32 protein-coding genes, 1 other RNA gene, 1 riboswitch and 1 other annotated feature are annotated in these 26,606 nt (G+C 35.8%); of the genes, 2 read left to right on the top strand and 31 right to left on the bottom strand.

Features of this window, described 5'->3' with window-relative positions; all coding sequences use genetic code 11:
• Nucleotides 1-175 precede the first annotated feature (175 nt).
• From ATN92_RS18255 to ATN92_RS18245, 3 genes are all read right to left on the bottom strand, one after another.
• Nucleotides 176-1,456 (bottom strand): cation:dicarboxylate symporter family transporter, encoded by a 1,281-nt coding sequence (locus tag ATN92_RS18255; RefSeq protein WP_056954573.1) that lies wholly within the window; start codon nt 1,454-1,456, stop codon nt 176-178.
• A gap of 236 nt (nt 1,457-1,692) precedes the next feature.
• A complete protein-coding gene (gene manA, locus ATN92_RS18250; protein ID WP_056954571.1) occupies nt 1,693-2,661 on the bottom strand; it encodes a mannose-6-phosphate isomerase, class I in 969 nt (322 codons plus the stop codon).
• A gap of 19 nt (nt 2,662-2,680) precedes the next feature.
• Nucleotides 2,681-3,331: a redox-sensing transcriptional repressor Rex gene (locus ATN92_RS18245; RefSeq protein ID WP_056954569.1), complete on the bottom strand. Its 651-nt coding sequence runs from the start codon at nt 3,329-3,331 to the stop codon at nt 2,681-2,683.
• 136 nt (nt 3,332-3,467) lie between these two features.
• On the opposite strand from ATN92_RS18245, the gene ATN92_RS18240 reads away from it, so the two are divergent.
• Together ATN92_RS18240 and ATN92_RS18235 are read left to right on the top strand one after the other, a co-directional pair.
• Nucleotides 3,468-5,378, top strand: coding sequence for an ABC-F family ATP-binding cassette domain-containing protein (locus tag ATN92_RS18240; RefSeq protein WP_056954568.1), 1,911 nt, complete (start codon nt 3,468-3,470; stop codon nt 5,376-5,378).
• A gap of 151 nt (nt 5,379-5,529) precedes the next feature.
• The gene (locus ATN92_RS18235; RefSeq protein ID WP_056954688.1) at nt 5,530-6,381 is read left to right on the top strand and encodes a DUF368 domain-containing protein; all 852 of its coding nucleotides are present in this window, start codon (nt 5,530-5,532) and stop codon (nt 6,379-6,381) included.
• 52 nt (nt 6,382-6,433) lie between these two features.
• Here ATN92_RS18235 and ATN92_RS18230 read toward each other — a convergent pair whose 3' ends face one another.
• The 28 genes from ATN92_RS18230 to ATN92_RS18095 all read right to left on the bottom strand — a co-directional run bounded on the left by ATN92_RS18230 (nt 6,434) and on the right by ATN92_RS18095 (nt 26,531).
• On the bottom strand, nt 6,434-8,878 hold the full coding sequence (locus tag ATN92_RS18230) for an L-type lectin family protein (protein WP_056954566.1): 2,445 nt from the start codon (nt 8,876-8,878) through the stop codon (nt 6,434-6,436).
• Between the two features lie 194 nt (nt 8,879-9,072).
• Complete coding sequence (locus ATN92_RS18225) at nt 9,073-9,765, bottom strand: hypothetical protein (protein ID WP_056954564.1); 693 nt, start codon at nt 9,763-9,765, stop codon at nt 9,073-9,075.
• 131 nt (nt 9,766-9,896) lie between these two features.
• Nucleotides 9,897-10,919, bottom strand: a complete 1,023-nt coding sequence (gene tsaD / locus ATN92_RS18220; RefSeq protein ID WP_056954562.1) for a tRNA (adenosine(37)-N6)-threonylcarbamoyltransferase complex transferase subunit TsaD — start codon at nt 10,917-10,919, stop codon at nt 9,897-9,899.
• An 11-nt stretch (nt 10,920-10,930) separates the two neighbouring features.
• Nucleotides 10,931-11,473: a ribosomal protein S18-alanine N-acetyltransferase gene (gene rimI, locus ATN92_RS18215; RefSeq protein ID WP_056954560.1), complete on the bottom strand. Its 543-nt coding sequence runs from the start codon at nt 11,471-11,473 to the stop codon at nt 10,931-10,933.
• Entirely contained in the window at nt 11,448-12,173 is a 726-nt protein-coding gene (tsaB, locus tag ATN92_RS18210) for a tRNA (adenosine(37)-N6)-threonylcarbamoyltransferase complex dimerization subunit type 1 TsaB (protein ID WP_056954558.1), read from the bottom strand. Before tsaB ends, rimI begins: the two co-directional genes overlap by 26 nt.
• Before the next feature lie 65 nt (nt 12,174-12,238).
• A complete protein-coding gene (locus ATN92_RS18205; protein WP_056954556.1) occupies nt 12,239-12,763 on the bottom strand; it encodes a folate family ECF transporter S component in 525 nt (174 codons plus the stop codon).
• A gap of 52 nt (nt 12,764-12,815) precedes the next feature.
• A riboswitch (THF riboswitch) is annotated at nt 12,816-12,911 on the bottom strand.
• A 396-nt stretch (nt 12,912-13,307) separates the two neighbouring features.
• On the bottom strand, nt 13,308-14,051 hold the full coding sequence (locus tag ATN92_RS18200; protein ID WP_056954554.1) for an acyl-[acyl-carrier-protein] thioesterase: 744 nt from the start codon (nt 14,049-14,051) through the stop codon (nt 13,308-13,310).
• Complete coding sequence (rsmI, locus tag ATN92_RS18195; RefSeq protein ID WP_056954552.1) at nt 14,051-14,923, bottom strand: 16S rRNA (cytidine(1402)-2'-O)-methyltransferase; 873 nt, start codon at nt 14,921-14,923, stop codon at nt 14,051-14,053. The genes ATN92_RS18200 and rsmI overlap by 1 nt, the downstream gene beginning before the upstream one ends.
• An 18-nt stretch (nt 14,924-14,941) precedes the next feature.
• Nucleotides 14,942-15,304 (bottom strand): DNA replication initiation control protein YabA, encoded by a 363-nt coding sequence (locus tag ATN92_RS18190; RefSeq protein WP_025085108.1) that lies wholly within the window; start codon nt 15,302-15,304, stop codon nt 14,942-14,944.
• An 11-nt stretch (nt 15,305-15,315) separates the two neighbouring features.
• Nucleotides 15,316-16,269: a DNA polymerase III delta subunit-related protein gene (locus ATN92_RS18185; protein ID WP_056954549.1), complete on the bottom strand. Its 954-nt coding sequence runs from the start codon at nt 16,267-16,269 to the stop codon at nt 15,316-15,318.
• Nucleotides 16,270-16,271: 2 nt separating this feature from the next.
• Nucleotides 16,272-16,598: a cyclic di-AMP receptor DarA gene (gene darA, locus ATN92_RS18180; protein WP_056954547.1), complete on the bottom strand. Its 327-nt coding sequence runs from the start codon at nt 16,596-16,598 to the stop codon at nt 16,272-16,274.
• A 2-nt stretch (nt 16,599-16,600) separates the two neighbouring features.
• Entirely contained in the window at nt 16,601-17,251 is a 651-nt protein-coding gene (tmk, locus tag ATN92_RS18175; RefSeq protein WP_056954544.1) for a dTMP kinase, read from the bottom strand.
• A 474-nt stretch (nt 17,252-17,725) separates the two neighbouring features.
• Entirely contained in the window at nt 17,726-18,013 is a 288-nt protein-coding gene (locus tag ATN92_RS18170) for a YaaL family protein (RefSeq protein ID WP_056954543.1), read from the bottom strand.
• Between the two features lies 1 nt (nt 18,014).
• Nucleotides 18,015-18,614 carry a recombination mediator RecR gene (recR, locus tag ATN92_RS18165; protein WP_056954542.1) on the bottom strand — a complete coding sequence of 200 codons (600 nt, stop codon included), beginning with the start codon at nt 18,612-18,614 and terminating at the stop codon, nt 18,015-18,017.
• Nucleotides 18,614-18,922 (bottom strand): YbaB/EbfC family nucleoid-associated protein, encoded by a 309-nt coding sequence (locus tag ATN92_RS18160; RefSeq protein ID WP_025085114.1) that lies wholly within the window; start codon nt 18,920-18,922, stop codon nt 18,614-18,616. Before ATN92_RS18160 ends, recR begins: the two co-directional genes overlap by 1 nt.
• A 33-nt stretch (nt 18,923-18,955) precedes the next feature.
• Nucleotides 18,956-20,680 carry a DNA polymerase III subunit gamma/tau gene (gene dnaX, locus ATN92_RS18155; RefSeq protein ID WP_056954539.1) on the bottom strand — a complete coding sequence of 575 codons (1,725 nt, stop codon included), beginning with the start codon at nt 20,678-20,680 and terminating at the stop codon, nt 18,956-18,958.
• A 126-nt stretch (nt 20,681-20,806) separates the two neighbouring features.
• An RNA gene (gene ffs, locus ATN92_RS18150) (signal recognition particle sRNA small type) lies at nt 20,807-20,907 on the bottom strand.
• 36 nt (nt 20,908-20,943) lie between these two features.
• Nucleotides 20,944-21,420: a nucleoside deaminase gene (locus tag ATN92_RS18145; protein ID WP_056954537.1), complete on the bottom strand. Its 477-nt coding sequence runs from the start codon at nt 21,418-21,420 to the stop codon at nt 20,944-20,946.
• A gap of 1 nt (nt 21,421) precedes the next feature.
• Nucleotides 21,422-21,736 (bottom strand): hypothetical protein, encoded by a 315-nt coding sequence (locus ATN92_RS18140; protein WP_056954535.1) that lies wholly within the window; start codon nt 21,734-21,736, stop codon nt 21,422-21,424.
• 44 nt (nt 21,737-21,780) lie between these two features.
• Nucleotides 21,781-22,383, bottom strand: a complete 603-nt coding sequence (locus tag ATN92_RS18135; protein ID WP_056954533.1) for a class I SAM-dependent methyltransferase — start codon at nt 22,381-22,383, stop codon at nt 21,781-21,783.
• Between the two features lie 72 nt (nt 22,384-22,455).
• On the bottom strand, nt 22,456-22,824 hold the full coding sequence (rplL, locus tag ATN92_RS18130; RefSeq protein ID WP_054642519.1) for a 50S ribosomal protein L7/L12: 369 nt from the start codon (nt 22,822-22,824) through the stop codon (nt 22,456-22,458).
• A 38-nt stretch (nt 22,825-22,862) separates the two neighbouring features.
• Nucleotides 22,863-23,369 carry a 50S ribosomal protein L10 gene (gene rplJ, locus ATN92_RS18125; RefSeq protein ID WP_054642518.1) on the bottom strand — a complete coding sequence of 169 codons (507 nt, stop codon included), beginning with the start codon at nt 23,367-23,369 and terminating at the stop codon, nt 22,863-22,865.
• Between the two features lie 48 nt (nt 23,370-23,417).
• Nucleotides 23,418-23,537: a sequence feature (ribosomal protein L10 leader region), on the bottom strand.
• Between the two features lie 30 nt (nt 23,538-23,567).
• A complete protein-coding gene (gene rplA / locus ATN92_RS18120; protein ID WP_025085248.1) occupies nt 23,568-24,248 on the bottom strand; it encodes a 50S ribosomal protein L1 in 681 nt (226 codons plus the stop codon).
• A 103-nt stretch (nt 24,249-24,351) separates the two neighbouring features.
• The gene (rplK, locus tag ATN92_RS18115) at nt 24,352-24,774 is read right to left on the bottom strand and encodes a 50S ribosomal protein L11 (RefSeq protein WP_010018673.1); all 423 of its coding nucleotides are present in this window, start codon (nt 24,772-24,774) and stop codon (nt 24,352-24,354) included.
• 119 nt (nt 24,775-24,893) lie between these two features.
• Nucleotides 24,894-25,442, bottom strand: coding sequence for a transcription termination/antitermination protein NusG (nusG, locus tag ATN92_RS18110; RefSeq protein ID WP_054642516.1), 549 nt, complete (start codon nt 25,440-25,442; stop codon nt 24,894-24,896).
• A gap of 94 nt (nt 25,443-25,536) precedes the next feature.
• Nucleotides 25,537-25,722, bottom strand: coding sequence for a preprotein translocase subunit SecE (secE, locus tag ATN92_RS18105; RefSeq protein ID WP_025085250.1), 186 nt, complete (start codon nt 25,720-25,722; stop codon nt 25,537-25,539).
• Between the two features lie 14 nt (nt 25,723-25,736).
• On the bottom strand, nt 25,737-25,886 hold the full coding sequence (gene rpmG / locus ATN92_RS18100; RefSeq protein WP_075887434.1) for a 50S ribosomal protein L33: 150 nt from the start codon (nt 25,884-25,886) through the stop codon (nt 25,737-25,739).
• 81 nt (nt 25,887-25,967) lie between these two features.
• Nucleotides 25,968-26,531 carry a sigma-70 family RNA polymerase sigma factor gene (locus ATN92_RS18095; protein WP_056954531.1) on the bottom strand — a complete coding sequence of 188 codons (564 nt, stop codon included), beginning with the start codon at nt 26,529-26,531 and terminating at the stop codon, nt 25,968-25,970.
• Nucleotides 26,532-26,606 lie beyond the last annotated feature (75 nt).

Here is a 26,606-nt window from a genome sequence, read left to right as displayed (position 1 = left end):
AGATCCCCCAAATAATTCATATTTTTTGAGTATATTACAGCTTTTCAGTTGGAACAAATACATTAATATCACAAAGAAAATACACTAATATAATAAAAGACATATTAAAAACAGCTCACCGAATAATCGATGAGCTGTTTCTTTGTGTTTAAATCGTTTTTTACTACGCGGATTATTATTCCCCACGCTTGTAGGATGCAACGTACTTTTCCCGTTTATCCTCATCAAATTCCTTTTCACTCTTAGCGATAATAATTGTTGCTAGAGAGTTACCGACGACGTTAACGGCGGTACGTCCCATATCTACGAGACGGTCGATACCGGCAATGAAGGTCAAACCTTGCATTGGCACACCGATAGTTGATACCGTGGCTAAGAGTACGACAAACGATGCTCCAGGTACTCCGGCCATCCCCTTAGATGTTAACATCAATACGACCACAAGGGTAATTTGTTGTCCTAGACTTAAATGAATATTATAAGCCTGAGCCAAAAATAGTGCGGCCAATGATTGATAGATAGCTGATCCATCCAGATTAAAAGTATATCCAGTTGGAATAACGAAACTGACGATACCTTTTGAGGCACCATATTTTTGCATCTTTTCCATCATTTTAGGAAGAGCTGCTTCTGAACTAGCAGTTGTAAAAGCTAAAGTTACTTCGTTTTCAATAATTCTAAACAATTCATAGAAACGAACATGAAACATATGTCCAACCCCAGCCATAATGACAAAGACGAAAAACGCCATTGTTGCATAAGCAATCAGAATGAACAATGCCAATGGTTTCAAAGAGTTAAAGCCCATTTCACCAACGGTAACACCAATCAAGGCACAGACACCAATAGGTGCTAAGCGCATAACCCAATTAGTAACTTTGAACATAACATTGGCTACAGCATTTAAAGTATCAGTGATAATCTGACCTTGTTTGCCAATAGAAGCTGTTCCTAAACCAAATAGAACTGAGAAGAAGATAATTGGTAACATATCACCCTTACCCAAGGATTCGAAAATGTTAGTTGGGATAATACTCATCAAGATTGACCAAATACCCGAATGTTTGGCGGTTTTGGCGGTAGCCGTATATTGACTAATATCCGAACCTTTTAGACTATGTACATCAATAAAGGTACCAGGATGTGTAACATTAGCGACAATAATACCAACAATGATCGCTAATGTTGTCATTATTTCAAAATAAATTAAAGTCTTTAATCCTATTCGACCTAACTTTTTAATATCACCCATATTGGCGATACCAACTGTTAAACAAGAGATAACGATTGGTAACACGATCATCTGAATCATTGAGATAAACATTGTACCAATGTTCTGCATTACCTGAATGGCAGCCTTATTTTGATAAAAGACTTGACCAAGGATAATACCTAAAATCAAACCAATAATAATTTGCCAGCCTAAACTGACTCGAAAAAATCGTCGTTTTTGCACTTTTAAGTCCCCTTTGAAATCAACATAGTCTTAATTATAGAAGACTTTTTGTAAAAAATGAAATTGATAACGGTTTCAAATTAAAATATTTTTCATTCAGTTCATTTTTACGAACATTATTTAGCCCCACGCATAAAATGGTTCTACTTTTGCTTGATTTAGCCAATAAAAAAAACAGAACATCCGGTTTTTTCAAATCGACATTCTGCACTTTTTTACATTATTTTAATATTTATCTAATCTTCGCCTGATTCTGAAGCAATAATATCCAAATCACCAGAAAGCGTCCATGAAGCAACAGTTGCTGGAACGATTAAATGAATACCCTTGCTCAAATCATAGTCTTTTCCATCAACGGTAATCTTACCTTGACCATTAATTATAGAAATCAAAGTATACTTACCAATTTGGTGATGTAATTCGACTGGTTCCTTAATTTCCCAGTGATAAACTGAGAAGAATGGTGATACGGGTGGTTGAACGAATGTTGTAAACTTGTTCTTGCCCTCTTCTTTTGATTCAATATTTAATTGTGGATCTTTATGAGGAACTGTAATTGTATCCTCTGATTGTTTGATGTGAAGGTCACGTTTCTTACCAGTAGACTTTTCAACACGGTCATAGTCATACAAACGATATGTTGTATCACTGCTTTGTTGTGTCTCTAGAGCCATAATACCCTTGTTCAAAGCGTGAACAGTCCCACTTGGTACATAATAGAAGTCACCAGTCTTAACTGGAACTTTTCTTAGTAGATGATCCCAGTCACCTGACTCAATCATCTTATCAAGTTCTGCTTTGTTCTTAGCATTGTGACCATAAATCAAGTATGAACCTGGTTCAGCATCAATGATGTACCAGCATTCTGTCTTACCTAATTCATGTTCATGTTCTGCTGCATATTCATTGTCAGGATGAACTTGAACAGATAGACTTGCTTCAGCATCCAAAATCTTTGTTAGAAGTGGGAATACTTTTCCCTTAGGATTGCCGAATAACTCACCATGATTTTTCCAAAGATCATCGACATATTGACCAGCAAATTCACCATTTTCAACTTGTGATCTACCATGTGGATGACCTGAAATAGCCCAGCATTCACCAATAGCGCCATCTGGAATATTGTAACCAAACTTAGTTTCTAGCTTTCTTCCACCCCAAATTTTTTCGTGGAATACAGGCTTTAAGAACAATGGTTCACTCATAATACTTTCCCCCAAAAAATTATTCTTGCTCTTCTTTCATTGACTTATCACGATCTAAGAAGAAAATCAGAGTCTGCAATTCATTAGCCAAATCAACATAATGAACACGGATACTGCTTGGAACATTGATAATTACTGGTGTAAAGTTCAGGATACCTCTAACTCCAGCATCAGCCAATAAGTCAGCAGTTGTTTGAGCTGCATTCGAAGAAACAGTCAAGATACAGACATCGATTTGTTGCAAATGAAGTTGTTCCTTTAGTTCAGATATATCATAAACGGGAACACCACTCTTAACTGTGCCAACAATTTCCTTATTAATATCAAAAGCTGCTGCAATTCGAACATTATTAGTCCGAGAAAAGTTATAATTTAGTAAGGCGTTACCTAAATTACCTACACCAACTAGGGCTACGTTAGTACGCTTATCTTGATTCAAGAGCTTTTTAAAGAAAGCCACTAAATCGTTTACATCGTAGCCATAACCACGTTTTCCAAGTGCTCCTAGATATGAGAAGTCACGTCTTATTGTAGCACTATCTATCTTGACCCCTTCTGATAATTCTCCAGAAGAGATCTTTTTTGTACCTTCATCTTTTAAAAATTGAAAATACCGATAATAAATTGGTAAACGCTTTATTGTTGCGTTTGGAACAGTTGTTTTTGTCATAATTTACCACCATATGTGTGTCATTTCACTAACATTTATAGTAAATAAAAATCGACAAAAACGCAATACGTTAAACCTATAAAGACATAATTTATTGAATAATGATAAAATTGTGAATATATAAAGGAGTTTGAAATTGATTTTATTACAAGCACAGAACATTACAAAGAATTTTGGTACTAAAAGGCTATTCTCTAACGTTAGCTTTGAAGTACAGGATAATAGTAGAATTGGTCTAGTCGGCCGAAACGGTGTCGGCAAATCAACTATGCTCAAAATTATTTCTGATCAAGAAAGTTATAATAGTGGAAATATTGCTCTGAAAAAGGATACAAATATCGGTTACCTTGCTCAGGACTCCGGTTTGAATAGTGAAAATAAAATTTTTGACGAGATGGAACACGTTTTTGATTATCTAAAGGAACAAGAAAAAAAGATGCACACTTTAGAAGAAAAAATTGCTGACCCCAATGTTCAAGATTACGACAACATTTTGAAGCAATATGATCAATTGCAAAATACCTTCCGTCAAGAAAATGGTTACGGCTATCAATCAGAGATTCGCAGTGTCCTCAAGGGATTCGGATTCGATGAGGATGTTTGGCAAGCACAAATATCAACCCTTTCTGGTGGTGAACGTTCACGCTTGGCTATGGCTAAAATGCTCTTGGAACATCACGATATTTTACTTTTGGATGAGCCCACAAATCATTTGGACATCAATACAGTTGAATGGCTTGAAGGTTATCTCAAAAATTACCGTGGCGCACTAGTCATCATTTCCCATGACCAATACTTTTTGGACAAAGTCGTTACTGAAATTGTTGAGATCAATCATCACTCATCAACTCATTATTCTGGTAATTACTCTTTCTATTTACAAGAAAAGAAAAAAAATCAAGAAGTAGCCTGGAAACATTATGAAGAGCAACAGGCTGAAATTAAGAAGACTGAAGAGTATATCCAAAAGAATATTGTCCGTGCTTCCACTACCAAGATGGCTCAAAGTCGTCGTAAGAAGTTGGAACATATGGATGTCTTGGATCGTCCTGACAGTGATCAAGGCTCAGTTCATTTTAAATTTCAAATTGATAAGGAAAGTGGCAATGACGTATTACTCGTCAAAGATGCCGCTATCGGTTATGAAGACCAAATTATGTCCGAACCTATCAATTTAGATGTCAAAAAGGGTGAACGTGTTGGTATTATCGGACCAAACGGTATCGGTAAATCAACTTTTCTTAAATCTATCTTGGGACAAATCCCAATGATCAAGGGAACATCTCAGTTTGGTGCCAATGTTCAAGTTGGTTACTACGATCAGAATTTGAAAAATCTTGATCCAAAAAAAGATGTTCTTCATGAAATTTGGGATATCTATCCTCGTTTAGATGAACAAGTAATTCGTAATATGTTGGGAGCTTTCCTTTTCAGTGGTGACGACGTACTCAAACCTGTTGCTGGATTATCTGGTGGTGAAAAGGCTCGTTTAACTTTGACAAAATTAGCTATGGAACACGATAACTTCTTAATCATGGATGAACCTACTAACCACTTGGATATTGACAGTAAGGAAGTTCTTGAAGATGCCTTGAAGAATTTCGAAGGAACTGTCCTCTTCGTTTCCCATGACCGTTACCTATTGAATACTCTAGCTGATCGTATCGTTGACATTGGCGAACATGGTAGCAAGATCTATCTTGGTGATTACGATTATTACTTGGAGAAAACGACTGATCATTCAACTGAAGAAGCACAAACAACTTCTAATGTCAGCGAAAAGAAAGTTCAGTATCAACAATCTAAGGAACAACAAAAACAAGAACGTAAATTACGTCGTCAAGTTGAAGACTTAGAGAAACAAATTGCTGAACTAGAAGACAAAAATACTGCTATTCAAAAAGAAATGACTAAAGATGAGAATCTAACTTCTTATAGCAAGTTGGCCGATCTTCAAAAAGAACTTGATGAAAACAAACAGCAACAAGATAAAGTTGAAGAAGAATGGACCGAAAAATCTATTGAACTAGAAGATTTTTCTGATTAGAAAATAATTTGATTTAGTAAAGAAAAACGGCCTCTATTAAGAAATTCAAGTAAGGAAAGATATATCTTGAATACTTAATAAGACTGTTTTTTTGTTGCTCAGCTTCTCCAAATTTGATAACTTAATTTATAAAGAATATTTCCAAGGGAGCATAACCATAAAACAAGAAAATTTCTTAATCAGATTCTTTAAGGGAGTCATCATCGCTTTAGGTTTCATCTTACCAGGAGTTTCCGGTGGTGTTTTAGCCGCCATCATGGGTATCTATGAACGAATGTTAAGTTTTATGGCCCACGTACGTCAAAACTTCAAACGTGACTTTCTCTATTTCTTACCTATCGGAATTGGTGGCATTGTTGGAATAGGCATTTTATCCAAACCTCTTGACTATCTTTTGCAAAACTATCAAGTAATCGTCCTCTGGGGTTTTGCTGGAACAATCATTGGAACTTTACCAACCCTATTCAAGGAATCGACATCCCAAATACCACGAAATAAATATGACATTACTTGGTTCTTAGCCAGCTTTGTCGGCGGAGGAATTTTTCTCTTCTTCATGAGTGAAATTTTCGGCACCATCCCAGCTAACTTCTTTGGATTCGTTATTGCGGGTATCCTAATTGCTTTGGGTGTCTTAGTACCTGGATTAAGCCCTTCAAATCTACTGATAATTTTGGGACTATATACACCAATGTTAAAAGGTTTTAAAACCTTTGACCCCTTAGTCTTCATCCCTATTGCAATTGGTGGTGTGATTTCATTATTGACCTTCTCCAAAGCTATGGAAAAATTAATTCAACAGCATCATTCAAAGGTTTATCATTTCATCTTAGGCATCGTCTTGGCTAGTACTGTTTTAATCCTGATTCCTAATCCATATACAAATGACGGAATTTCTTACGTTGGAACAACTGGCCTTGATATTGCTCTAAGTCTAGTTTTCTTCATTATTGGTTGCTTATTAGCACTCTGGATGAGTAATTTAGAAGATCGTTACAAGTAAAATTACAAAAAAATACTGCCAATAGATTTTTAAATCTATCGACAGTATTTTTTTATAGTGTTTCACTCAACGTCCATTTAATTTCGCCTGTATAATCGCCTGCAAGGTTAGGAAAGCCATTCTTCAGTAGAATACCGTCATCCTCACTCCAAGTGTCTGTAACGTCCGTATTTTGGATTTCACCGCTATTAATAGTATCTTGTTGAGCAATTAATGTATTATCACTCAAAGGTTGGGCATTTGAATTTTTATCGATAAAGTATAGTGGTTCAAAATAACTATTATCCTTTTCACTAAACAAACCAGTTGACTGGGCCGACAATTTCCATTTATATCCGGTACTGTTAACATTGATATCCCAATTACCGGAACGTTTGACATACTCACCGATTTTAGAACCAGCATTGATTGTTTGGAAACGATAATTGTTGACCGCTAACTGTAAATTCTTTTCTGATTTGATTTTAACCTGATATTCCAAAGTATTGGAAATACGATCTTTGGAGTCTGATAGTTTCAACTTGAATGTATAAGTCTTACCAGCTTCCAGACCGTTCAAGGTATAAGGAACGTCATATGTTCCCGTTTTTGCACCTTTATCAACCTCAATATCACCTTTTTGTACCCCAGGGAGTTTATTACCATCTTGATCGTAAACTTCCAAATTGCTCAATAATTCCTCACCATCAAAGGTTGAACCCTTCAGATAAGAAATATTACCTTGAAAATGAGCTTCATCGCCTAACTCTAATTCTTGTGACAGGGAATTAGTATTTTCAATATGTAAAATTTCATTATCGACAACGAAGTCAGGACTCATCGTATCACCTGTATAACTATCAGCTTGATAACTAGTGTTAATTCCTGACACGTTTGTTGTTATTGGAGTAGAACTTTCCGGACCTTTAACGATTCCATAAACCTCAATATTAGAATTATCTCCAATCGCATTCATCGATGGAATCTTTACGTCAAAACCTTTTACAGTTTTATAACTTGGTGGATCACTCTCATACTTGCCTGGGATTGTTATTGTGACATCTTTTAAATCGGATTTATTGATTTCTTGTGTTTTAGTAGTTCCATCTTCATCTTGATAAGTCATCTTACCAATGACACCATTCTCGTCACCATTGTACTCAACATACTCTGGTAATCCAACTGTAGCTGTAATTTCACCAGAATCGGAAATACCACCACTGTAAGACAATTTTTGTTCCAATTTAATTTCATCACCATCACTAGTATGCAATTCTTTAGTACTACCTAAAGTCTTACTACTATTCTTTGTAATATCAGTAATCTGTGAAGTCCCCTTCATATCAACAATTGAAGGCATTTTTTCAATAACCATATCTAAGTCAGCAATCGATGACTTTGGAGAACCTGTTGAGGCAGTGAATCCCCAGCGAACCTTCTTGTCGTCATTAGTTCCTACCAGCTTAGAAATATCGATACTAAAAGTTTTACTATCCTGTGAAGTCTGCATCTTATCCGTACCATCAGGGAACTTATCATTAATTAAATACGATAGTCGAGCTGTAGTCCCTGTTGTTGGTGGTGTATAAGTGATTTTAAGATGACGCCAACCATTACGTGGATCTTGCGTTTCTGAGTTAGCAACCTCAAGACCATCGTAACCAGTGAAGTAAGAGTTATTTTGAACTGGACCACGATGCGTCAAATTGTAAAAGTAATTATTTGTAAAAATACCATAGCTATTTTCCATATAAGTAGCGGTATCCCCCGGATAATTCCAAGCAATATGTTTTTCTCTCAATTGGTTCATAACAATATTACCGGCATTGGACATTGAAAAACCATCAAAATCCAAGTAATCATTGACTGAATTAAAAGTGGATCCAGCAGTATTATTTAAATAACGGTCAAATTCAATAGCTACACTCTTTTGAATGCCATCGGAAGCACCAGAAAGTTTTGTTGTGGTAGTTTTGTTGTCTGGAGTTCCACCACCCCAAACCCCCAAAGTCTCACCAGCAGTGGGGGCACCATTGCTACGAGAAATAGCTTGATCACCTAAATCATCATTTTGAAGTACAAAAGCAAATCCATCATAACCATCAATTTTACTTCCTCCATAAAACCAAACTGAAATTTCTTGTGACTTACTCAAATCAAAATAATTATAAGTTTTATTACCGTTACTATCTTTGACGGTTCCCCAAAAAGAACCAATCTGTTGCTTCTGCGTACTTGATCCATCCAACAATTGAATGATATCAGTCGAATCATTATTAGAATCACCCGCACGAATTATCTTATTAGAACTTTTAAAAGCTGTAGTATTGTTTGTTTTCGTATTCGTATAGTATTCTGGAGCCGTAATAAAATCATTCAGCTTCATACCTTTAGGCGCATGCTCATATACACTAGTCCTATCTGGAACTGAATAAGCCTGAACCGTAGTAGTTTTAAGCAATTGAATGAACGGCAAAAGAAATATAATCAAATAAAGAAATCTTATACGTTTCTTCATAAGACCAACCTCCTTGTCAAACATTAATATTTTATCTATGTAAAAATATTATATAATATAGCATTATTTTATATATATCATTTTCAACTAATTTTATTATCAAATATTAATTTTTATCAATAAATATAGCATTCTTGATTAGGGCAAAAAAAATAAGTTATCAATTTAATTAACTTTGAATTGATAACTTATTTTTATCTTTGTAAATATTTATTTTTTATCTTATAAGAGGTTTCGTCGATGGCTTTAATCGCATCTGAATATTTACTCTCAAATGCCAAAGTTGTTTTAAGACTACTGTTTTTGAAGCCCAATAATTTTTGATAATGTAATACTTCTTTTTGAGTAAACTCAGTTCCCGACATCAATCCCAAGATAGGAAATTCCTGTGTCTCTTGAGCTACAAAGTGCATGATATTGCAAAAATCAATTTCATCATTCATCGAACTATTTACGGCATATTGATTCAAAGATCTGTCTTTAATTTGAAAATCATTGACATGTTCCATGCCGCTTTGCCAAGCCAGATTCCAAATTTTATTTTTAAGATCATATTTAACTTGATACCAAGATTCATCTTCCATTGTGGCAAACACATCATGATCTGATTCAAAGACTAATACCAAGTAGTTGTAAATCTTGAAATCTGAAGAAACAGATAAGTTGGTGAATGGAATAAATAAATGGTCGATGTCGATTCCTGCATCAAGCATCTTCAATCTCTCAATAATATGCATTTTTAAATCAGTTGAAGTTTCATTTTCAGCCGGATCAAATTCAAAACTAGGAATTTCAAAAGTGCCATTGTTAGTGGCTTTCGTATAAATCCCATCAGTACTCTTATCATACTTTAGCAGCACATATGAAATAACCGTTCTATTTTCCATCAATTACACCTCTCATCTTTTTTACCACAATTTTCTAGATTTATTAATCCCTTTTTACAAATAATTAGTATTATTTGCAATTTGTATATAAAAATACCTCTATAGTCAATGTTCAACTTAGAGGTATCCATTTATTCCATATCAAAATCTAAGCTAGGATCAGCATTCAAATCTAATTCAGCAAAATCACCTTTATCATATTGAATCTGAGCCATTGCACCGATCATAGCGGCATTGTCACCACAAAGTCTTAATGGTGGGAAAACTAATTCCATATCCATATGACGTTTTTCGATTTCTTCAGCCAAACGTTTACGTAAGCCTTGATTAGCGGAGACACCTCCACCGACAATCAATTGCTTAACTGGATGTTGTTTCAAAGCTCTAAATATCTTATTGCTCAAAATATCCAGGACGGCACCTTGGAAGCTGGCAGCCAAATCATCTTTATTCAACTGTTCATGAACTTGATCAGCGTGATGAACACGATTGATGAAGGCACTCTTCAATCCACTGAAACTGAAGTCCAAGTTATCTTCTTGTACCATTGCTCTTGGAAAATTGAAAGTATCCTTACCTTTAGCAGCCATCTGATCAACTTTTTTACCAGCTGGATAATTAATTCCTAAGATACGGCCGATTTTATCATAAGCTTCACCAACAGCATCATCCCTAGTATCACCAAGGGTGTGGAAAACTCCAGGAGCTGTGACTAAAACAATCTCCGTATGTCCACCAGAAACTAACAAGGACATGAATGGATATTGTAGGTCAGTCACGAAATTAGCTGAATAAATGTGTCCAGCTAAATGGTTAACTTTGATCAAAGGTAGATTGTGTGCAAATGCTACTGTTTTAGCAGCCATGATTCCAATCAACAATGAACCGACTAAGCCAGGACCATAAGTTACGGCTACAGCATCGAGATCACTATAACCAACTTTTGCCTCGTCCAAAGCCATATTGATACAACGAGTTACTTCTTCAACGTGATGACGGCTAGCAACTTCTGGTACTACTCCACCAAAACGTTGATGACTCTTTATTTGTGTTGCAATAATATTTGATAAGATTTCTTTACCATTTTTAATAATAGCGACTGAAGTTTCATCACAACTACTTTCAAATGACATTATTAACGTATCTTTTTCCACAATGTTCTCCCCTACAAATCAACCATCATTTCTAAAGCATCGTGATGATTTCTAAAATAATACTTTTTGTGCACCGTTTTTACCTTAAAGCCAAAAGCTTCATATAAGGCAATTGCAGCATCATTAGTTACATCAACCTCTAATGACATTTTTTCGAATTCACGTTTGCGACAATATGCAAAAGCCTGATTCAATAATAAATGTCCAATACCTAAATTCTGATAATCACTGTTAACCGCCAAATTAGTGATATGTGATTCTGTCCTATCACTCAGTGAAATACCGATAAAAGCTACGACACCAGTCTCATTAACCAATGACAAATAGAGCGCATTCTTATTACCAATTTCCATTTCAACGATATCAATTGGCCATGGTACCGGAATTGGATAAATTGTTTCTTGAATTCGCATATATTCAATCGAATCATCTGGAATAGCCTTTCTTAAGGTAAATTCCTGTCCATCGATCGTAACTAATTGTTTTTCAAAATCAAATTTTTCCTTCTTATTATTAGATAAGATATTTTTAAACTTCTTCAACATAGGAAACATTTTTGTCTTCCTTATTACCTTTAGCGTACCAATCATGTTCCGCCTGAGTTAAACGCAAGTATGTCGGGATAAAATTATCAATATCCTTAACAGCTCTAGTTGTCTCTGCAATTTTAGCCAACTTGCCAGCATCTGGCAATGAATCTTCACTCATAACTATTGTTGCTTCAGGAAATTGTTTTTGAATTAATTCTTGTAATCTAGGCGTAGCGTTAATGAACTCCAATTCATTAGGCTCATATTGTTTTAATGTTTCAAATAGATTGGCCATTGAAGTGTGATGATCCGCAACAACAGTTAATAATCTGCCATCACGATTTGTTACATAAACACCAGCAAAAGCATTATCATTTCTGGCATCCATTAAAGGAACCAAGAGATGTTTTTTGTCACCATTTGCAGCTAAGAGTTTCAAACTAGAAACTCCTACTAATTTTTTATTTAAAGTATCAGCTAAAGTTTTAGCTACTGTCACAGCAATTCTTACACCTGTGTAGGAACCTGGACCTTTGGCAACAGCAATCAAGTCGATATCAGCCATTGTAAGCCCTGCTTCTTGCAACCCATTTTGAATATCAGGTAGTAAGGAAACACTGTGCGTTTTCTTCTCAGTTGACTCTATGTGTGCTAAAACTTTGCCATCCACAACTACTGCAACGGATAACGGTTTATTTGATGTATCAAATGCTAATATTTTCATTACGTTTATCCCTCATTCTTAATAGAATTATTTTAACACATAATTTTAAACAAAAAAAAATCGACCTATCGGTCGATTCTATTAAATTTCGAATTATCTATCCATCTCAATACGATGAAAAGAAGACCAGTTTGATAAACCAAACTAAATGCCTCTTTCGCAATCCTTGGTACTAACAACGTCAGATAAGGTACATTGGTCATCATGTGAATCCACAAAGTATTAAGTCCAGTATTAACAATTACCGTAATCAATAAGACCGTGATAAATGTTCTTAAAACTGTAACCTTGTGATTGTGTAACATGTAACCATAAATCACTCCAGATACTAAAGCAGTTAAAGTGAAACCTAAGAAGAAACTGCCTCCCGTTGCCATAATCGTATGACTGATAATATCTGCTAAAACATTAGCAATTCCAGCCTTTACGGGACCAAAGTAATATCCCAACAATCCAACAGCAATGAAGCTAAACCCTACCTGCATCATGTTGCTACCAATCGACAACTTTGACAATACCATTTGCAATGCTATTAACAAAGCCATCCACGTAATTCCTTGAACACTAACGACTTTCGTTCTACTGTTCATAATCGACATCTCCCAACGGAGCTGCCACAGAATATAAAAGAGACATATATAAAGTGGCGAATGCGGAAACAAGATCGCGAGAAAATCTCTTCGTCCGATGTTCACATTCCGTTCCATCGGCACTTAACGCCTTGAATCCTACCCCAAATATTTTTGAATACTTAAATATGGTAGCACAATAAAATAACTATACAAGTAATTGGTTTTTGGATAAGGTTTTGCTAAGGATGTCGCCCTCCGCAACAAGCACTATTGCTCTGGAACACGGAACTATATAATAAAAATCATTTTCTCGTCAATATTAAAATCCGCAAAATAAAAAATCAGAACACTATCTAATCCGGAGCAAGAATTGGGAATGCGTTCAGCTATGAAATTATTGTTATCGGCTTTGCCGATTACAATAAGGCCGACTTCGGAGATCCATTATTTTGCACGAAGTGTAAAATGATTAGCTCCGAATCGCGCCCATAGCGTTCCAATGCATTCCCAATCCTTGTGGAGGATGGCATCAAATGCTAACTAAACTAAAGAACCACTATCCCTATTTATCTTCCCATCCTAATTGAGCAATAACATTCAAAGTATCACCATTCTTTATCCAATGAGTTGATGTGTGGTTTTCTGAATCTACTTTAGCGAATGACAATGGTTCGCTTTCCAAATTAAGTTCTTTTTCATACTTAATGTCCATACTCTTCAAATGATGACTGGCAATATAATCTGTATCTAATGTATCTACCATCCAATCAAAATAGTAAGAGTTATTAACATGTTTATTAACATCGATATTATAGTAACCAATATGTTGTGGTTGTTTGAAATCATAATCTTCTGGCACACGTAAACGAGCAAATCTCTGAATTCGATTAACTTCTTCAGCACCAAATTTATTTTCCAAACGATCTGCAGCACTAACAATCTTACGCTCTTTAATGTCGATCAAAACAAAAGCACTTTGGGCTTTAACCATGACATTGCCGTCCATATCTTCAATCCAGAAATCACGATAGAAAAAGTACTTATTGTAGCTTGTTGCTTGTGTAGTAACTTTTAATTTCTGGCCTAAACGTGGCATCTGATTGATATCCATATGATATTGAACAACTACCCATCCTAAGCCATTGTTCATAACCATCTCTGTACTATCAGCATCAGCTTGGTGTAATTGTTTTTCGGAAGTTAGTAACATAATGTCGATCAAAGCTGATAAACGAATATCACCTGTAAAATTGGCAAAATAATATGGTACTTCTACTTCCATTGAATATGTTTCTCTATCTGTCACTATTCTTCTTCTCCAATTCCATGATAAAGGTTATACACAGTTTGTTTCTTCAAACCGTTGTCGGCGGCTACTTCTTTGATAGCCTTATTAGGTTTCTTACCATGGTCAATCAAGTTATCCACCGCTGCTACTAAGTCAGCATCTGAACTAACTTCTGTCTGATCAGCTGGTTTTCCTGCAATTATTAAGACATACTCACCTTTAGGATCGTTTTCTTCATAATATTGAGCCACATCTTGTAAACTACCACGCAAAAAAGCTTCATGTATTTTAGTTAATTCACGGGCCAAAGTTATCCGGCGCTCTGGACCAAATTTAGCAATCAAATCTTGGATTGTCTTCTTTACTCGATATGGTGACTCATAAACAATCGTTGTTTCACTACGATTAGCTAAATCTACTAAAGCTTCAGTTCTTTCTCTTCCTTTACGAGGCAAAAAGCCAAAGAAATAAAATGGCTGTGGTTCTATACCAGAAGCTATTAGCGCCGTTATTGAAGCTGTCGCACCTGGTAGTGGGACTACCGGAATTTCTTCCTTAATGGCAGCTTTAACTAGTTCCTTGCCCGGATCACTGATTGATGGAGCTCCAGCATCACTAACTTGAGCAATTTTGAGACCAGAATTCATTTTTTCAATTAATTCAGGAATTCTTTGAGCAGTATTATGCTCATGAAAACTTATTAATTCTGTCGGTATTTCAAAATGATTTAATAAATTTTTAGTATTACGCGTATCCTCAGCTGCTACTAAATCTGCTTCCTTTAAAGTGTTAACAGCTCGAAAAGTCATGTCTTCTAAATTACCAATGGGCGTTGGCACTAAAAAAAGGCAGCCCTTCGAATTATCAACAAAACTCCTTTGTTCCTTCATTCAAATAGCTCCCCTTACTTAAATCTTTTTAACTTTTTTATTCTTTTTCCAGTTAGTTCCGTACAAAACATTCATGCAGAAAAGACATTCCTCGTCATTATCGCGGTGTGAACCGTAATATTGTTGGCAAACATGGAATCCTTTGCGATATAGCTTTTCCAAATTCAATCGCGAACCAGATAACGTGTTACCATTAAAATCCTTTTCCTCGTAGCCAACCTTTTCTAAATGTTTGCGAAGATTTTGGTTTTCCAACTTAATCTCTTCGTTTTTTTCCAAAGTATCGGATAGTTCCTCTTTTAGCAAAGAAACCTTTTTACTTATATCATTTAGTTGATTTGTGATTGTTTCAAATTCATCATATAAATCTTTCTCTGCCATGATTTCACCTACTAATCCACAAATTTTAATGACAAATCTTCTAAAATTGCTTGAAACGATACATTACTTTTCCACATCTGTTCGGCTGTGAATAAGTCATCAGACATCTTTACAATTTTTTTGATCCCTTTATTTGAGAGTAAATCTTGCGTCGTTAATGTTGATTTTTCTAAATTGTACCTAATTGATAATATATCACTAAACATTTGATTCAACATGTCGAAAACCAAATGTTGCTGATTTTTATTCTCTACTAAAGGCATGATATCAGTCTGAATGTCGATAAAACTATTTATTTTTTGTTTATTGATTTCTTTTAACCAATTCGTAATTGCGGTTAATAACGATTGGTACTTATCAGCTGTAATACTTTCCAAATATTTAATATCGGTGACTTTCAAGGCATTTTCAGCTTGTTCTTTTTTGAATCCTTCGTTGATTAAACTTTCGATTTCTTCTTCATTACTCTTATTCGACAAATGAAAAATCTGTACACGTGATTGAATCGTTGGTAAAAGTTGTTTTGCAGAATCAGCCAATAAAATAATCATCAGATTACCTTCTGGTTCTTCAATTGTTTTTAACAAGTTATTACTAGCTGCGTTCGTCATCTTCTCAGCTTCATCGATAATCAAGATTCGTCTTTTTCCTTGTGTCGCCGTCATATTAGCTTCTTTTTTAAAGAATTTAATATCATCGACACCAATACTCTGCTTCTCAGTTTCCACTTCCAAAACATCGGGGTTATCCCCAAGGGCAATTGTACGACATTTTTGACAAGTCTGATCAGGGGCGCCATCTTGAAGATTCTCACAGAATTGACTCTGGGCTAACCAAATAGCCATCTGCTGTCTAACTTTGGAAGAAGCACTATCGATTAAATACGCATGTGACAACATATTAGAAGAAATAATTTTTTGAAATTCTTGAACAACTTTAGGCTGCTCAGTTTGTAAACTCTCCATTTTTAGAATCTCACAAATTTATCAACTGGCAAAATGAAGCAAGTAGCACCGCCAACTTGTACTTCAATAGGCTCGGACAAACTCGAAGCTGCTTCTGGCATTAAAAATGTTGGTGTAACGTATTGAGAACGTGTGTGACAATTCTTCTTGATAATTGCTAAGACATCATCAACCTTCTCTTCTTCAACACCAATAATAAAGGTACAATTACCAGCTTTCAAGAAACCACCAGTAGATGGTAATTGGGTAGCTCTAAAGCCGCCCTTAACAAGCTTTTCTTGTAGTTGTTGACTATCTTTGTCTTGAATGATGGCTAAAATTAATTTCATTGTTATTCTCCTTTAGTAAAAATATTAGGAAATCTTTGCACAATAATTTCAACAGCATCCTGAACCACTTTATCAGGTGCTTGGGCTGCATCAACAGTCTTGATACGTTCAGTATTATCTTTGACAATCTCTTTGTAAGAATCATAGACACGCTCGTGGAAACTCATAGCAGCCTTCTCCAAACGATCCATTTGTCCGGCATGATCTTTCTTGATTCGAGCTAATCCTACATCGGGAGTCACGTCAAAGTAAATTGTTAAATCTGGTAAGTGCCCTTCAATCGCAAAATTGTTAATATCAGCGACTTCTTTAGTACCGATTTGACGGCCTCCGCCTTGATAAGCAATTGAACTGTCAACAAATCTATCACTCAACATAATTTTACCCTCAGATAAGGTTGGTAAAATTACATCGATTAAATGTTGACGTCTAGCTGCTGCATATAATAGTGCTTCTGTTCTGGCATCCATCTCTTCATCATGAATATCCAAAATGATTTTTCTGATTTTTTCAGAAATTTGACTACCACCGGGTTCCCTAGATAAGACAATCTCCTTATCGGTTTTGGCCTGCAATAGTGGCATAATTTTTTTCAGAGCTGTCGTCTTACCAGCCCCATCTGGTCCTTCAAACGAAATAAATATTCCTGACATATAATCTCTCCTAGATGATTACTACTATTTTACTTGAAATTGGAAATAAATGAAACTTCCTAAGATATTATTCTAAGAGATTAAGTATGACGTCCTCCACAACAAGCTCGATTGGTCTGGACCGAATCCTATTCTATTTAATCATCTGTTTTTCTAATATTTAAAGTAAAAAAATAACAGTATCTATTCAGAAACTCCATACGTATATTTTATACGCACTAACGGAATTCTAAATAAATACTGTTTTTTATTTTAAGTTAACTAAAACACTATCTAGTCTGGAGGAAAAATTGGAAATACCTTCAGCCATGAGATCATTGTTAATGGCTTTGCCATTTACAATGAGGCCGATCTTGGAGATCCATTATTTTACACAAAGTGTAAAATAATTAGCTTCAAGTCGCGCCCATGGCGTTCCAAGGTATTCCCAATTTTTATGGAAGACGGAAATTAAGCACAATCCGCCTTAACTAATTACCAGTGTTTTTCAGCACGACTAGGTTGCTTCAAAAATGTATCCTCGTCTCCGAAAATAATATTTGTTGTAGCCTTAGCTTTAGCTTTTCTTCTTCTTGCTTCTAGATACAAGAATTGATACTTCAACTGATCAAGTTTTAACCTGATTCTTGTCGTATCATCGATATCAACCGAATTGTTCATCATTCTTTGTGTATTACCAATTCTTTGTTGAATCTGATGAATATTATCTAAGAGGCGATCATCTTCCATTTTCTGGACAGATATTTTTTTTCTACCAAACATGTTAAATCTCCCTGCGACCTAGAACCGCACTCTTCAAAGTCATTTCATCCGCGTATTCAATATCAGATCCAACAGCTAATCCATGTGCTAATCTAGTTACTTTTATTCCTGCTGGCTTAACTAATTTGGCTAAATATTGAGCAGTTGCTTCTCCTTCTGGCGTCGCATTAGTTGCAATAATTAATTCTTTAACATTCTGATTAGTCTTTAAGCGATTCAGCAACAACTTAATATTCAAATCTTCTGGGCCAACTCCATCGACTGGCGATAAGACCCCTCCTAGAACGTGATACAAGCCATTATAACCATTCATATCATCCAAAGACATAATATCTTTAGCTTGTTCAACGACTAAAATAACTGACTGATCACGACTCTTATCACTACATATATTACAAATATCCTCAGTAGTAATATTTCCACAAATTTTACAACTCTTCAAATCTGTCTTTGCGGAAATTAAATTATCAGCAAACTCTTGCACTTGGTCTTTGTCCATTCCAAGTGTAAAGAATGCCATTCTGGTTGCAGTTTTGCGACCAATTCCTGGTAACATCATATAACTATCAATTAATTTTGATATTGGTTCTGGATATTTCATTACATCAACCCGTTTGTGTATTTACCTAATTTAGCTTCTTTATCATTATCAACGGCTTCGAAGGCATTATTCAAAGCATCGATCAACATATCTTGCAAAGTGTCTGGATCATCTGGATCAATGATCTTTTCACTGATTGTCATATCAGCAATCTTCTTATCACCAGTTACTTTAACTGTGACAAAATCATCAACTGACTTACCTGTATATTCTGTTTTGTTAAGTTCTTCAGTTGTTGCTTGAACTTCTTTTTGCATCTTTTGGGCTTGGCGCATAATGTTGGCCATGTTGCCACCCATTCCACCCATATTTGGCATACCTTTACTCATAAATAATTCCTCCTAGTCATTTTTTATATCAACTATATCGTCACCAAATAATTTTACAGCTTCATCAACGGTGGGATCAGTTTTCTTTTTTGGTTCTTGCTTTGATTCTACATTGCCTTGATTGTTTAAATCAATATTATTATTAATATATTCTTTGCGAATCTTTGGCCAATCAGCTTTAGGAACTAAAACAATTTGAGAATCCTTCTTCATCAAACGACTAACATTGTTTTCTAATTCCTTTAAAAACTCTGAATCATCTTGAGCCTGTTCAAACCACATCTCATAATCAAAAGCTACTACAACACCTTCTGACGATGCAGCCACAGGTTCTGCGACTTTCATCATAGCACGTTGAGTTATGGAAAGCATACTCATTAGGTCAGGCCAAATTTCTTTAGCAGCCATTAGATCTTTTTTAGTTGCACTACCCAAAACTTTATAGATAGCTGTCTTGTTCAAACGAGCATTCGTATTAGCCCGACGACGAGTTTTCTTAGGTTCTGCTTTCTTGACCACAGTCCCTGTCGAAAGGTCTTTTACTTCATTTTGTAAATGTGAAACTTCATCTCTCAACTTATCTAATTCAGCACTGCCAACCTGATTATCATTAGTCTCACTGGTTGCTGCCGGCGCTGCACTCTGTTGAGCAATTTTTGGTTCACTGATTTTAACGGTCAAAATTTCCATATAAATATCAGTTTGATTCGAGTTTTTCAAATTCTTTTGCGTTGCACTGACTTGATCAACAATATAAAACAGACGTGAATTATCAAATTTATCTGAGATAGCCAATAATTCATCGGTCATTACTGACTTATCCATCTTACTAGACAAATCCGAATCAGAATTATACAAAATAAGATTTCGACAAACGCGAATAATCATTTCTGTAAAACGTAACGCTGAACGTCCACTAGCTAAAATCTGATACAAATTAGTTAAAGCTTCGGCTGGATTATTTTCAGCGATAGCTGTCATATAGGAAACAATCTGTTCATTACTCAAAGCACCCGTTACTTCTTGGGCGTTCTTCAAGGTTAATTCATCATCACCATATGACAAAGCCTGATCCAAAATACTCAAAGCATCACGCATTCCACCTTCAGCGGAAGCAGCGATAATGTTCAAAGCTTCTTCATCATATTTGATATTCTTATCATTTAAAATAAATTCCATTCGTTTCAAAATATCCTGACGTGAAATACGACGGAAATTGAAACTCTGTGTTCTAGAAATAATTGTTGCAGGAATCTTTTGTGGTTCAGTTGTAGCCAAAATGAACATGACATTAGCCGGTGGTTCTTCCAAAGTCTTCAATAAAGCATTGAAGGCACCTTGTGAAAGCATATGAACTTCATCGATAATGTAAACTTTAAACTTGGCTTCGGTTGGTGCGTATTTTACTTTGTCTCTAATATCACGGATCTCTTCAACACCATTGTTTGAAGCCGCATCAATTTCAATTACATCATTCAAACGGTTTTCATTTGCAGCTTTGCAAATTTCACATTCATTGCACGGTTCGCCATCATGTGGATTAAGGCAATTCACCGCTTTGGCTAAAATTTTGGCACAAGATGTTTTACCAGTACCACGTGGACCACTGAACAAATAAGCATGACTAGTCATCTGACTAGCAACCGCATTGCGCAGTGTCTGAGTAATAACATCTTGGCCGATTACATCAGAAAAAGTTTGGGGACGCCAAACTCGATAAAGTGCTTGATATGCCATTTTAACTCCTTTAAAAATCTAATATGTAAATTTTACCACAAGATTTTTGACAAATACTGCTTGGAAAAAAATTACATCATATTTCAAAATAGCCACAAAAAAACTCCTAACCAAATTGGTTAGGAGGCTTATATGCATAACAAAAGGCACATGACACACCCTGCTTAGTGCTGCTTCCTTCCGGATCTGACACAGTTCACAAGAGCATCATTGCCCTAAGGCCTTGCGGCAATAACTATCATACTATAAATAATAGTTTTTTTCTACTTTTTGCGGCGAATTTCTCTAAAGAAATTTCTTAAAAGATCCCCAGCTTCTTGTTCCTTAATACCACTGAGAACCTCTGGTTGATGATTATATCTAGTCTCCGCCAGTAAATTATTAATTGAACCAACTGATCCAGCCTTGGGATCACTAGCACCAAAAATAACCTCTTCAATACGGCTATTAATAATAGCACCGGCACACATTGGACATGGTTCCAAAGTCACAAATAAACTCGTGTGCTCCAAACGCCAACTACCTACTTTTGCACAGGCCGCTTCAATCGCAATAATCTCCGCGTGTTTAATAGCATTTTGAGTTTCCTCACGTTCATTTGAGCCTACTGAAATCACTTCACCAGTTTGATTATCAACGATAATACAACCAATCGGAACTTCTTTACGTTCACCGGCTTTTTTAGCTTCATCTAAAGCTAGATCCATGTAATTATTTATTTTTTCTTCTGAAAATATCATATTAATTGAGTAATTGAGTTACTTTCTTTTCCAAATATTCTGGAATTGCTGGTGATTTCAACTTTAACTGATCTCTTTGTTTTTGAATTGAGTCCAAAATTTCAACTAATTCTCTAACTTGACTATCAGATAAAGTCCCAACAAATTCCAGTAGTTTTTCGTTGCCATGTAGATATTTATCAACCAAGGACTCTAATTTCTTACGGTCTTGTTTGACAGCCTTATCTTTCATAAAATGATTCAATTTACGTACTGCAAAAAATGATCCCGCTGAAACGGCGGATAATATCGTCAAAATAATTAATTTCTTCTTCATATGTAAACGCCTCCAACACAAAATATACCATATTGAGCAAAAATTTAAATCAATTTACTTTTTAAAATATAATAACCTTTATCTCGAACAACAATTTCGACATTGCCAAAAGTCTTCTCCATCAACTTCTTAGCTGATGGTGCACCTTGCTTCTTTTGTAAAACGATCCAAAGCTCGCCACTATTTAACAAGTAGTTCTTAGACTCCTCCAAAATTGCGGTAACAACATTCTTACCCGCACGGACTGGTGGATTGGAAACAATCAACGCATATTTTTTATCGACATCTTTATAAACATCTGACTCAAAAATGTCCACGTTTTCGATACTATTGTTAGCGGCATTTTGTTTAGCTAGGTCTAAAGCTCTAAGATTGACGTCAACCATTGTAACTTGACGGGATTTTTGTTCTTTAGCCAGAGCTAAGCCAATAGGTCCATATCCACAACCAACATCCAAAATATTACCTTCAGGAATATTTTGAAAATCAATTGCTTCAATTAAAACTCTTGAACCATAATCAATCGTTTGACGTGAAAAAACTCCACTATCAGAAATAAATTTAAGATTATGGTTTCTAAGCGTAAAATCGAATTTCTTTAATTCGTGTTCTAGATCCGGTGTATTATCAAAATACTGATTAGCCATAATTTTCCCCTTTCTCTATTTGAGGGTAAAAAAAAATCCTCTTACGAGGATTAATTTTATCATTAAAGTGAATTACTTCAATGTAACTGTTGCACCAACAGCTTCTAGCTTTGTCTTCATTTCGTCAGCGTCAGCCTTAGCAACGCCTTCCTTGATAACCTTAGGAGCACCATCAACAAGGTCCTTTGAGTCCTTCAAGCCAAGTCCTGTGATACCACGAACTTCCTTGATAACCTTAACCTTTTCTTGACCTGCTTCTGTAAGTTCAACGTCGAATGAGTCCTTTTCTGCAGCAGCGTCGCCACCAGCAGCACCGGCAGCAGCAACTGGAGCAGCAGCCTTAACATCGAATTCTTCTTCGATAGCCTTAACAAGGTCGTTTAGTTCTAGAATTGAAGCTTCTTTTAAATCATCGATAATCTTTTGTGTATCTAAAGCCATTATTGTATCCTCCAAATATTATGAGTTTTTTTAGTTAATTATGCTTCTTGTCCAGCGTCTTCTTTATCTGCAACGGCCTTAACAACCATAGCAAAGTCACGAACAGGAGCTTGTAATACAGATACCAACATAGATAGCATGCCATCTCTGTCTGGTAATGTTGCAAGTTCTTGAATTTGGTCAAGAGTTGCGGCTTTACCTTCGATGATTCCACCCTTAATTTCAACGGCGTCAACATCTTTAGCAAATTTAGCAGCGATCTTAGCAGGTCCAACAGGATCTTCTTCAGAGTAAGCAATAGCTGTAGGTCCAACGAAGAACTTCTCTAGACCTTCAACACCAGCTTTTTCAGCTGCACGTCTCAAGATTGTATTCTTAACAACTTGCATAGTAGCATTTTGTTCACGTAATTCGGCACGCATTTCTGTTACTTGTTCAACAGTTAGACCTAAGTAGTCAACAACGATGACTGACTTTGCGCCTGTAAGTTGCTTAGCAATTTCATCAACTTGTGCTTGTTTTTGTGCTAATACTTCTTGCTTCATTATTACGTTTCACCTCCACAATTTTTTAGTTAATATCTACAAATTTCGGCTTAAAAAATAAAATCTCTGTGCCCAAGGGACACAGAGATTAAGTGAAATAATCTTCTGGCCTCGGCAGGATATTAAGACTTTCATCACCTGAGTCTTCGGTAGAAATCAACTATACTAATCTATCATTATTTTGGTTATTAGTCAACATTAAGCGTTAATTTTTAGACCAGGTCCAAATGTAGATGTCAAGTTAACACTTGTTACATAATTACCTTTAAGTGATGCAGGACGAGCTTTAACGATTGCACCATAAAATGCATCGAAGTTAGCTGCAATCTTGTCTGTATCAAATGAAAGCTTACCGATTGGTGCATGGATAAGACCATTTGAATCAACACGGTATGTAACTTGTCCGGCTTTAATATCATTAACAGCCTTTGTAACATCCATTGTAACTGTACCTGTCTTAGGGTTTGGCATCAAACCTTTAGGTCCAAGAACACGACCTAAACGACCAACTTTAGCCATCATAGGTGGTGTAGCAACGGCAACATCAAAGTCTAACCAGCCGTCTTGGATCTTTTCAACAAGGTCATCTGAACCAACAACATCAGCACCGGCTGCTTCAGCATCCTTTGCTTGTTGGCCTTCAGCGAAAACGATAACCTTTTGTGTCTTACCAGTACCATTAGGTAGTACTAGAGCGCCACGAATTTGTTGATCAGCTTGCTTAGGATCTACATCCAAATTAATTGCAACTTCAACAGTTGCGTCAAATTTAGCGTAGTTAACCTTCTTAAGTAAGTCAACAGCTTCTGTAGCAGAGTATTTCTTGTCTTTATCGACTTGTTTCATTGCTTCTAAATATTTTTTTCCATGCTTAGCCATGCTAAGTTCCTCCTTGCTTTGTGGTCTTTCGGAGAATCAAATTTTCTCCTCCCACTTGTTAAGAATGCTTTCACATCCCTGTAAACTGCTTAAATCTAGTCTTTTACTTTACTTCAAAGCCCATACTTCTTGCAGTACCAGCAACCATACGCATTGCAGATTCAACACTAGCAGCGTTTAGGTCTTTCATCTTGGTTTCAGCAATTTCGCGAACTTGGTCTTCAGTAACTGTGGCAACCTTATTTGTGTTAGGTTCGCCAGAGCCCTTTTCAACGCCAGCAGCTTTCTTCAATAGAACTGCAGCTGGTGGTGTCTTAGTAACGAAATCGAATGAACGGTCTTCATATACTGAGATAACAACAGGGATAATCATACCCTTTTGATCTTGTGTACGTGCATTGAAGTCCTTTGTAAAGGCAACAATGTTAATACCAGCTTGTCCTAAAGCAGGACCAACTGGAGGAGCTGGAGTAGCCTGTCCAGCAGGGATTTGTAATTTTACTACGTTAGCAACTTTTTTAGCCACGGTGCATACCTCCTTGTTCCGTGATGTGGTCATGATGAGAATCTAAATTTTCTCTCCCACATGTATGTGTCAAAAACATACCGTTTTATAGTAGCACGGTCTACTCGTCTTATCAATAACTATTTTTGTTTTTCAACTGATGTGAAGTCAACTTCTGCTGATGTCATACGACCGAACATATCAACGTCAACCTTAAGTTTTCTGTGTTCATCATCAATTTCAGTGATCTTACCTGTTGTGTCTGAGAAGGCACCATCAGTGATTTTAACTGTTTCACCAACTTCAAAGTCAGATGGTTGGTTTTGTGCGCTCATACCAAATTGACTTAGAATGTTATCAATTTCTTCAGGTAATAATGGTGCAGGTTTACTACCAGAACCGTGACTGCCGACAAATCCGGTAACACCCGGTGTATTACGAACGATGAACCATGATTCATCAGACATAACCATTTCTACTAAAACGTAGCCAGGGAAAGTTTTTTCCATTTCTTTCTTTTCTTTACCGTTTTTCATTTTTGTTTCTTCTTCTTCAGGAACAACTGCACGGAAAATATAATCTTCCATACCCATTGATTGGGCACGTGATTCTAGATTTTCCTTAACTTTATTTTCATATCCTGAATAGGTATGTAGAACATACCATTGTTTTTCGCCAGCTTCAGCCATAATTTCCTCCAAAATTCAAAATAAAAAAACTCCGAACCAAGTCGAAGTTTTTTCCGTTAATTCCATAATAGCAAATTTTTTGCGTACTTACAATCTATTTACCCATTACGAAATGTTGCAATAATGTAATTAGACCCCAATCAACTAATGCAAAGAAGATTGCATACATCAATGAAGTACCAATAACAGTCCATGTATCACGTCTATTTTCTTTGAATGTAGGCCAAACAACTAATTTCATTTCATCTTTGACGCTACCAAAAAATTTAAATAGTTTCATGTAATCCTCCAGAGTTATCTTGTTTCTTTATGTAGTGTATGTTTACCACAGTGCTTACAGAACTTTTTAACTTCTAGACGTTCTGTTCTATTTGGGTTCTCAGTAATTGTATAGTTACGTGAGCCACAAACAGTACAAGCAAGGGCGACTTTTCTTAATCCCATGTTTATCTCCAAAACTAATTTGTTTTAATCTTATTAATTGTAAACTCTGGAAGTTGTTTTGTCCATTGCAATCTCACATGACTATAGTTTCTGATTACGCTTTATCTTCTTTTTACAACGGTTAGCCGCCTGTATTATTTGTTTCATATTGCAGCGAGCTTCGATACAAGCATCGTGCATTGACACTTTTCCCAGCAAGAATTGAAAAGCCACTAACTCTATACGACTCATTTTAGTCATGATCTTTTCTAATTGATTAGATATATCGACACTATCACTGTCTTCAGCGACTTTATCATCAAATTTACCTTTACCAAGCAATTTGTCATATGATTCCGTTCCTTGATTAGCCTTACGTTTAATGGCATTTTCACGCCTAATTATATCTATTATATGATTTTGAAATTTTAATTTAAAAAAACTGCCGAATTTGGAGCCACTGTTGCCATCGAATAATTTACAAGTTTGATAACAGACTAAAAAGGCCTCTTGATACCAATCATTACGATCATAGCCATCAATAAAATATTTAATATACATATTATCAATCATTGGCCGATATCTTCTGACCAACCTATCTAGTGCTGCTGAGTCATCCTTTTCTTTAATCAATTCAATCCATTGGTTTTCTTGTTCGACTTTCATTTTACTTTTTACGAATAATAATTTTGTAATTTAAAAATACCATCCACCATAAGTAAATTTAAGCGAACACTTGTT

Source organism: Companilactobacillus bobalius (assembly GCF_009764355.1).
This window is presented reverse-complemented; position numbering and strand designations above follow the sequence as displayed.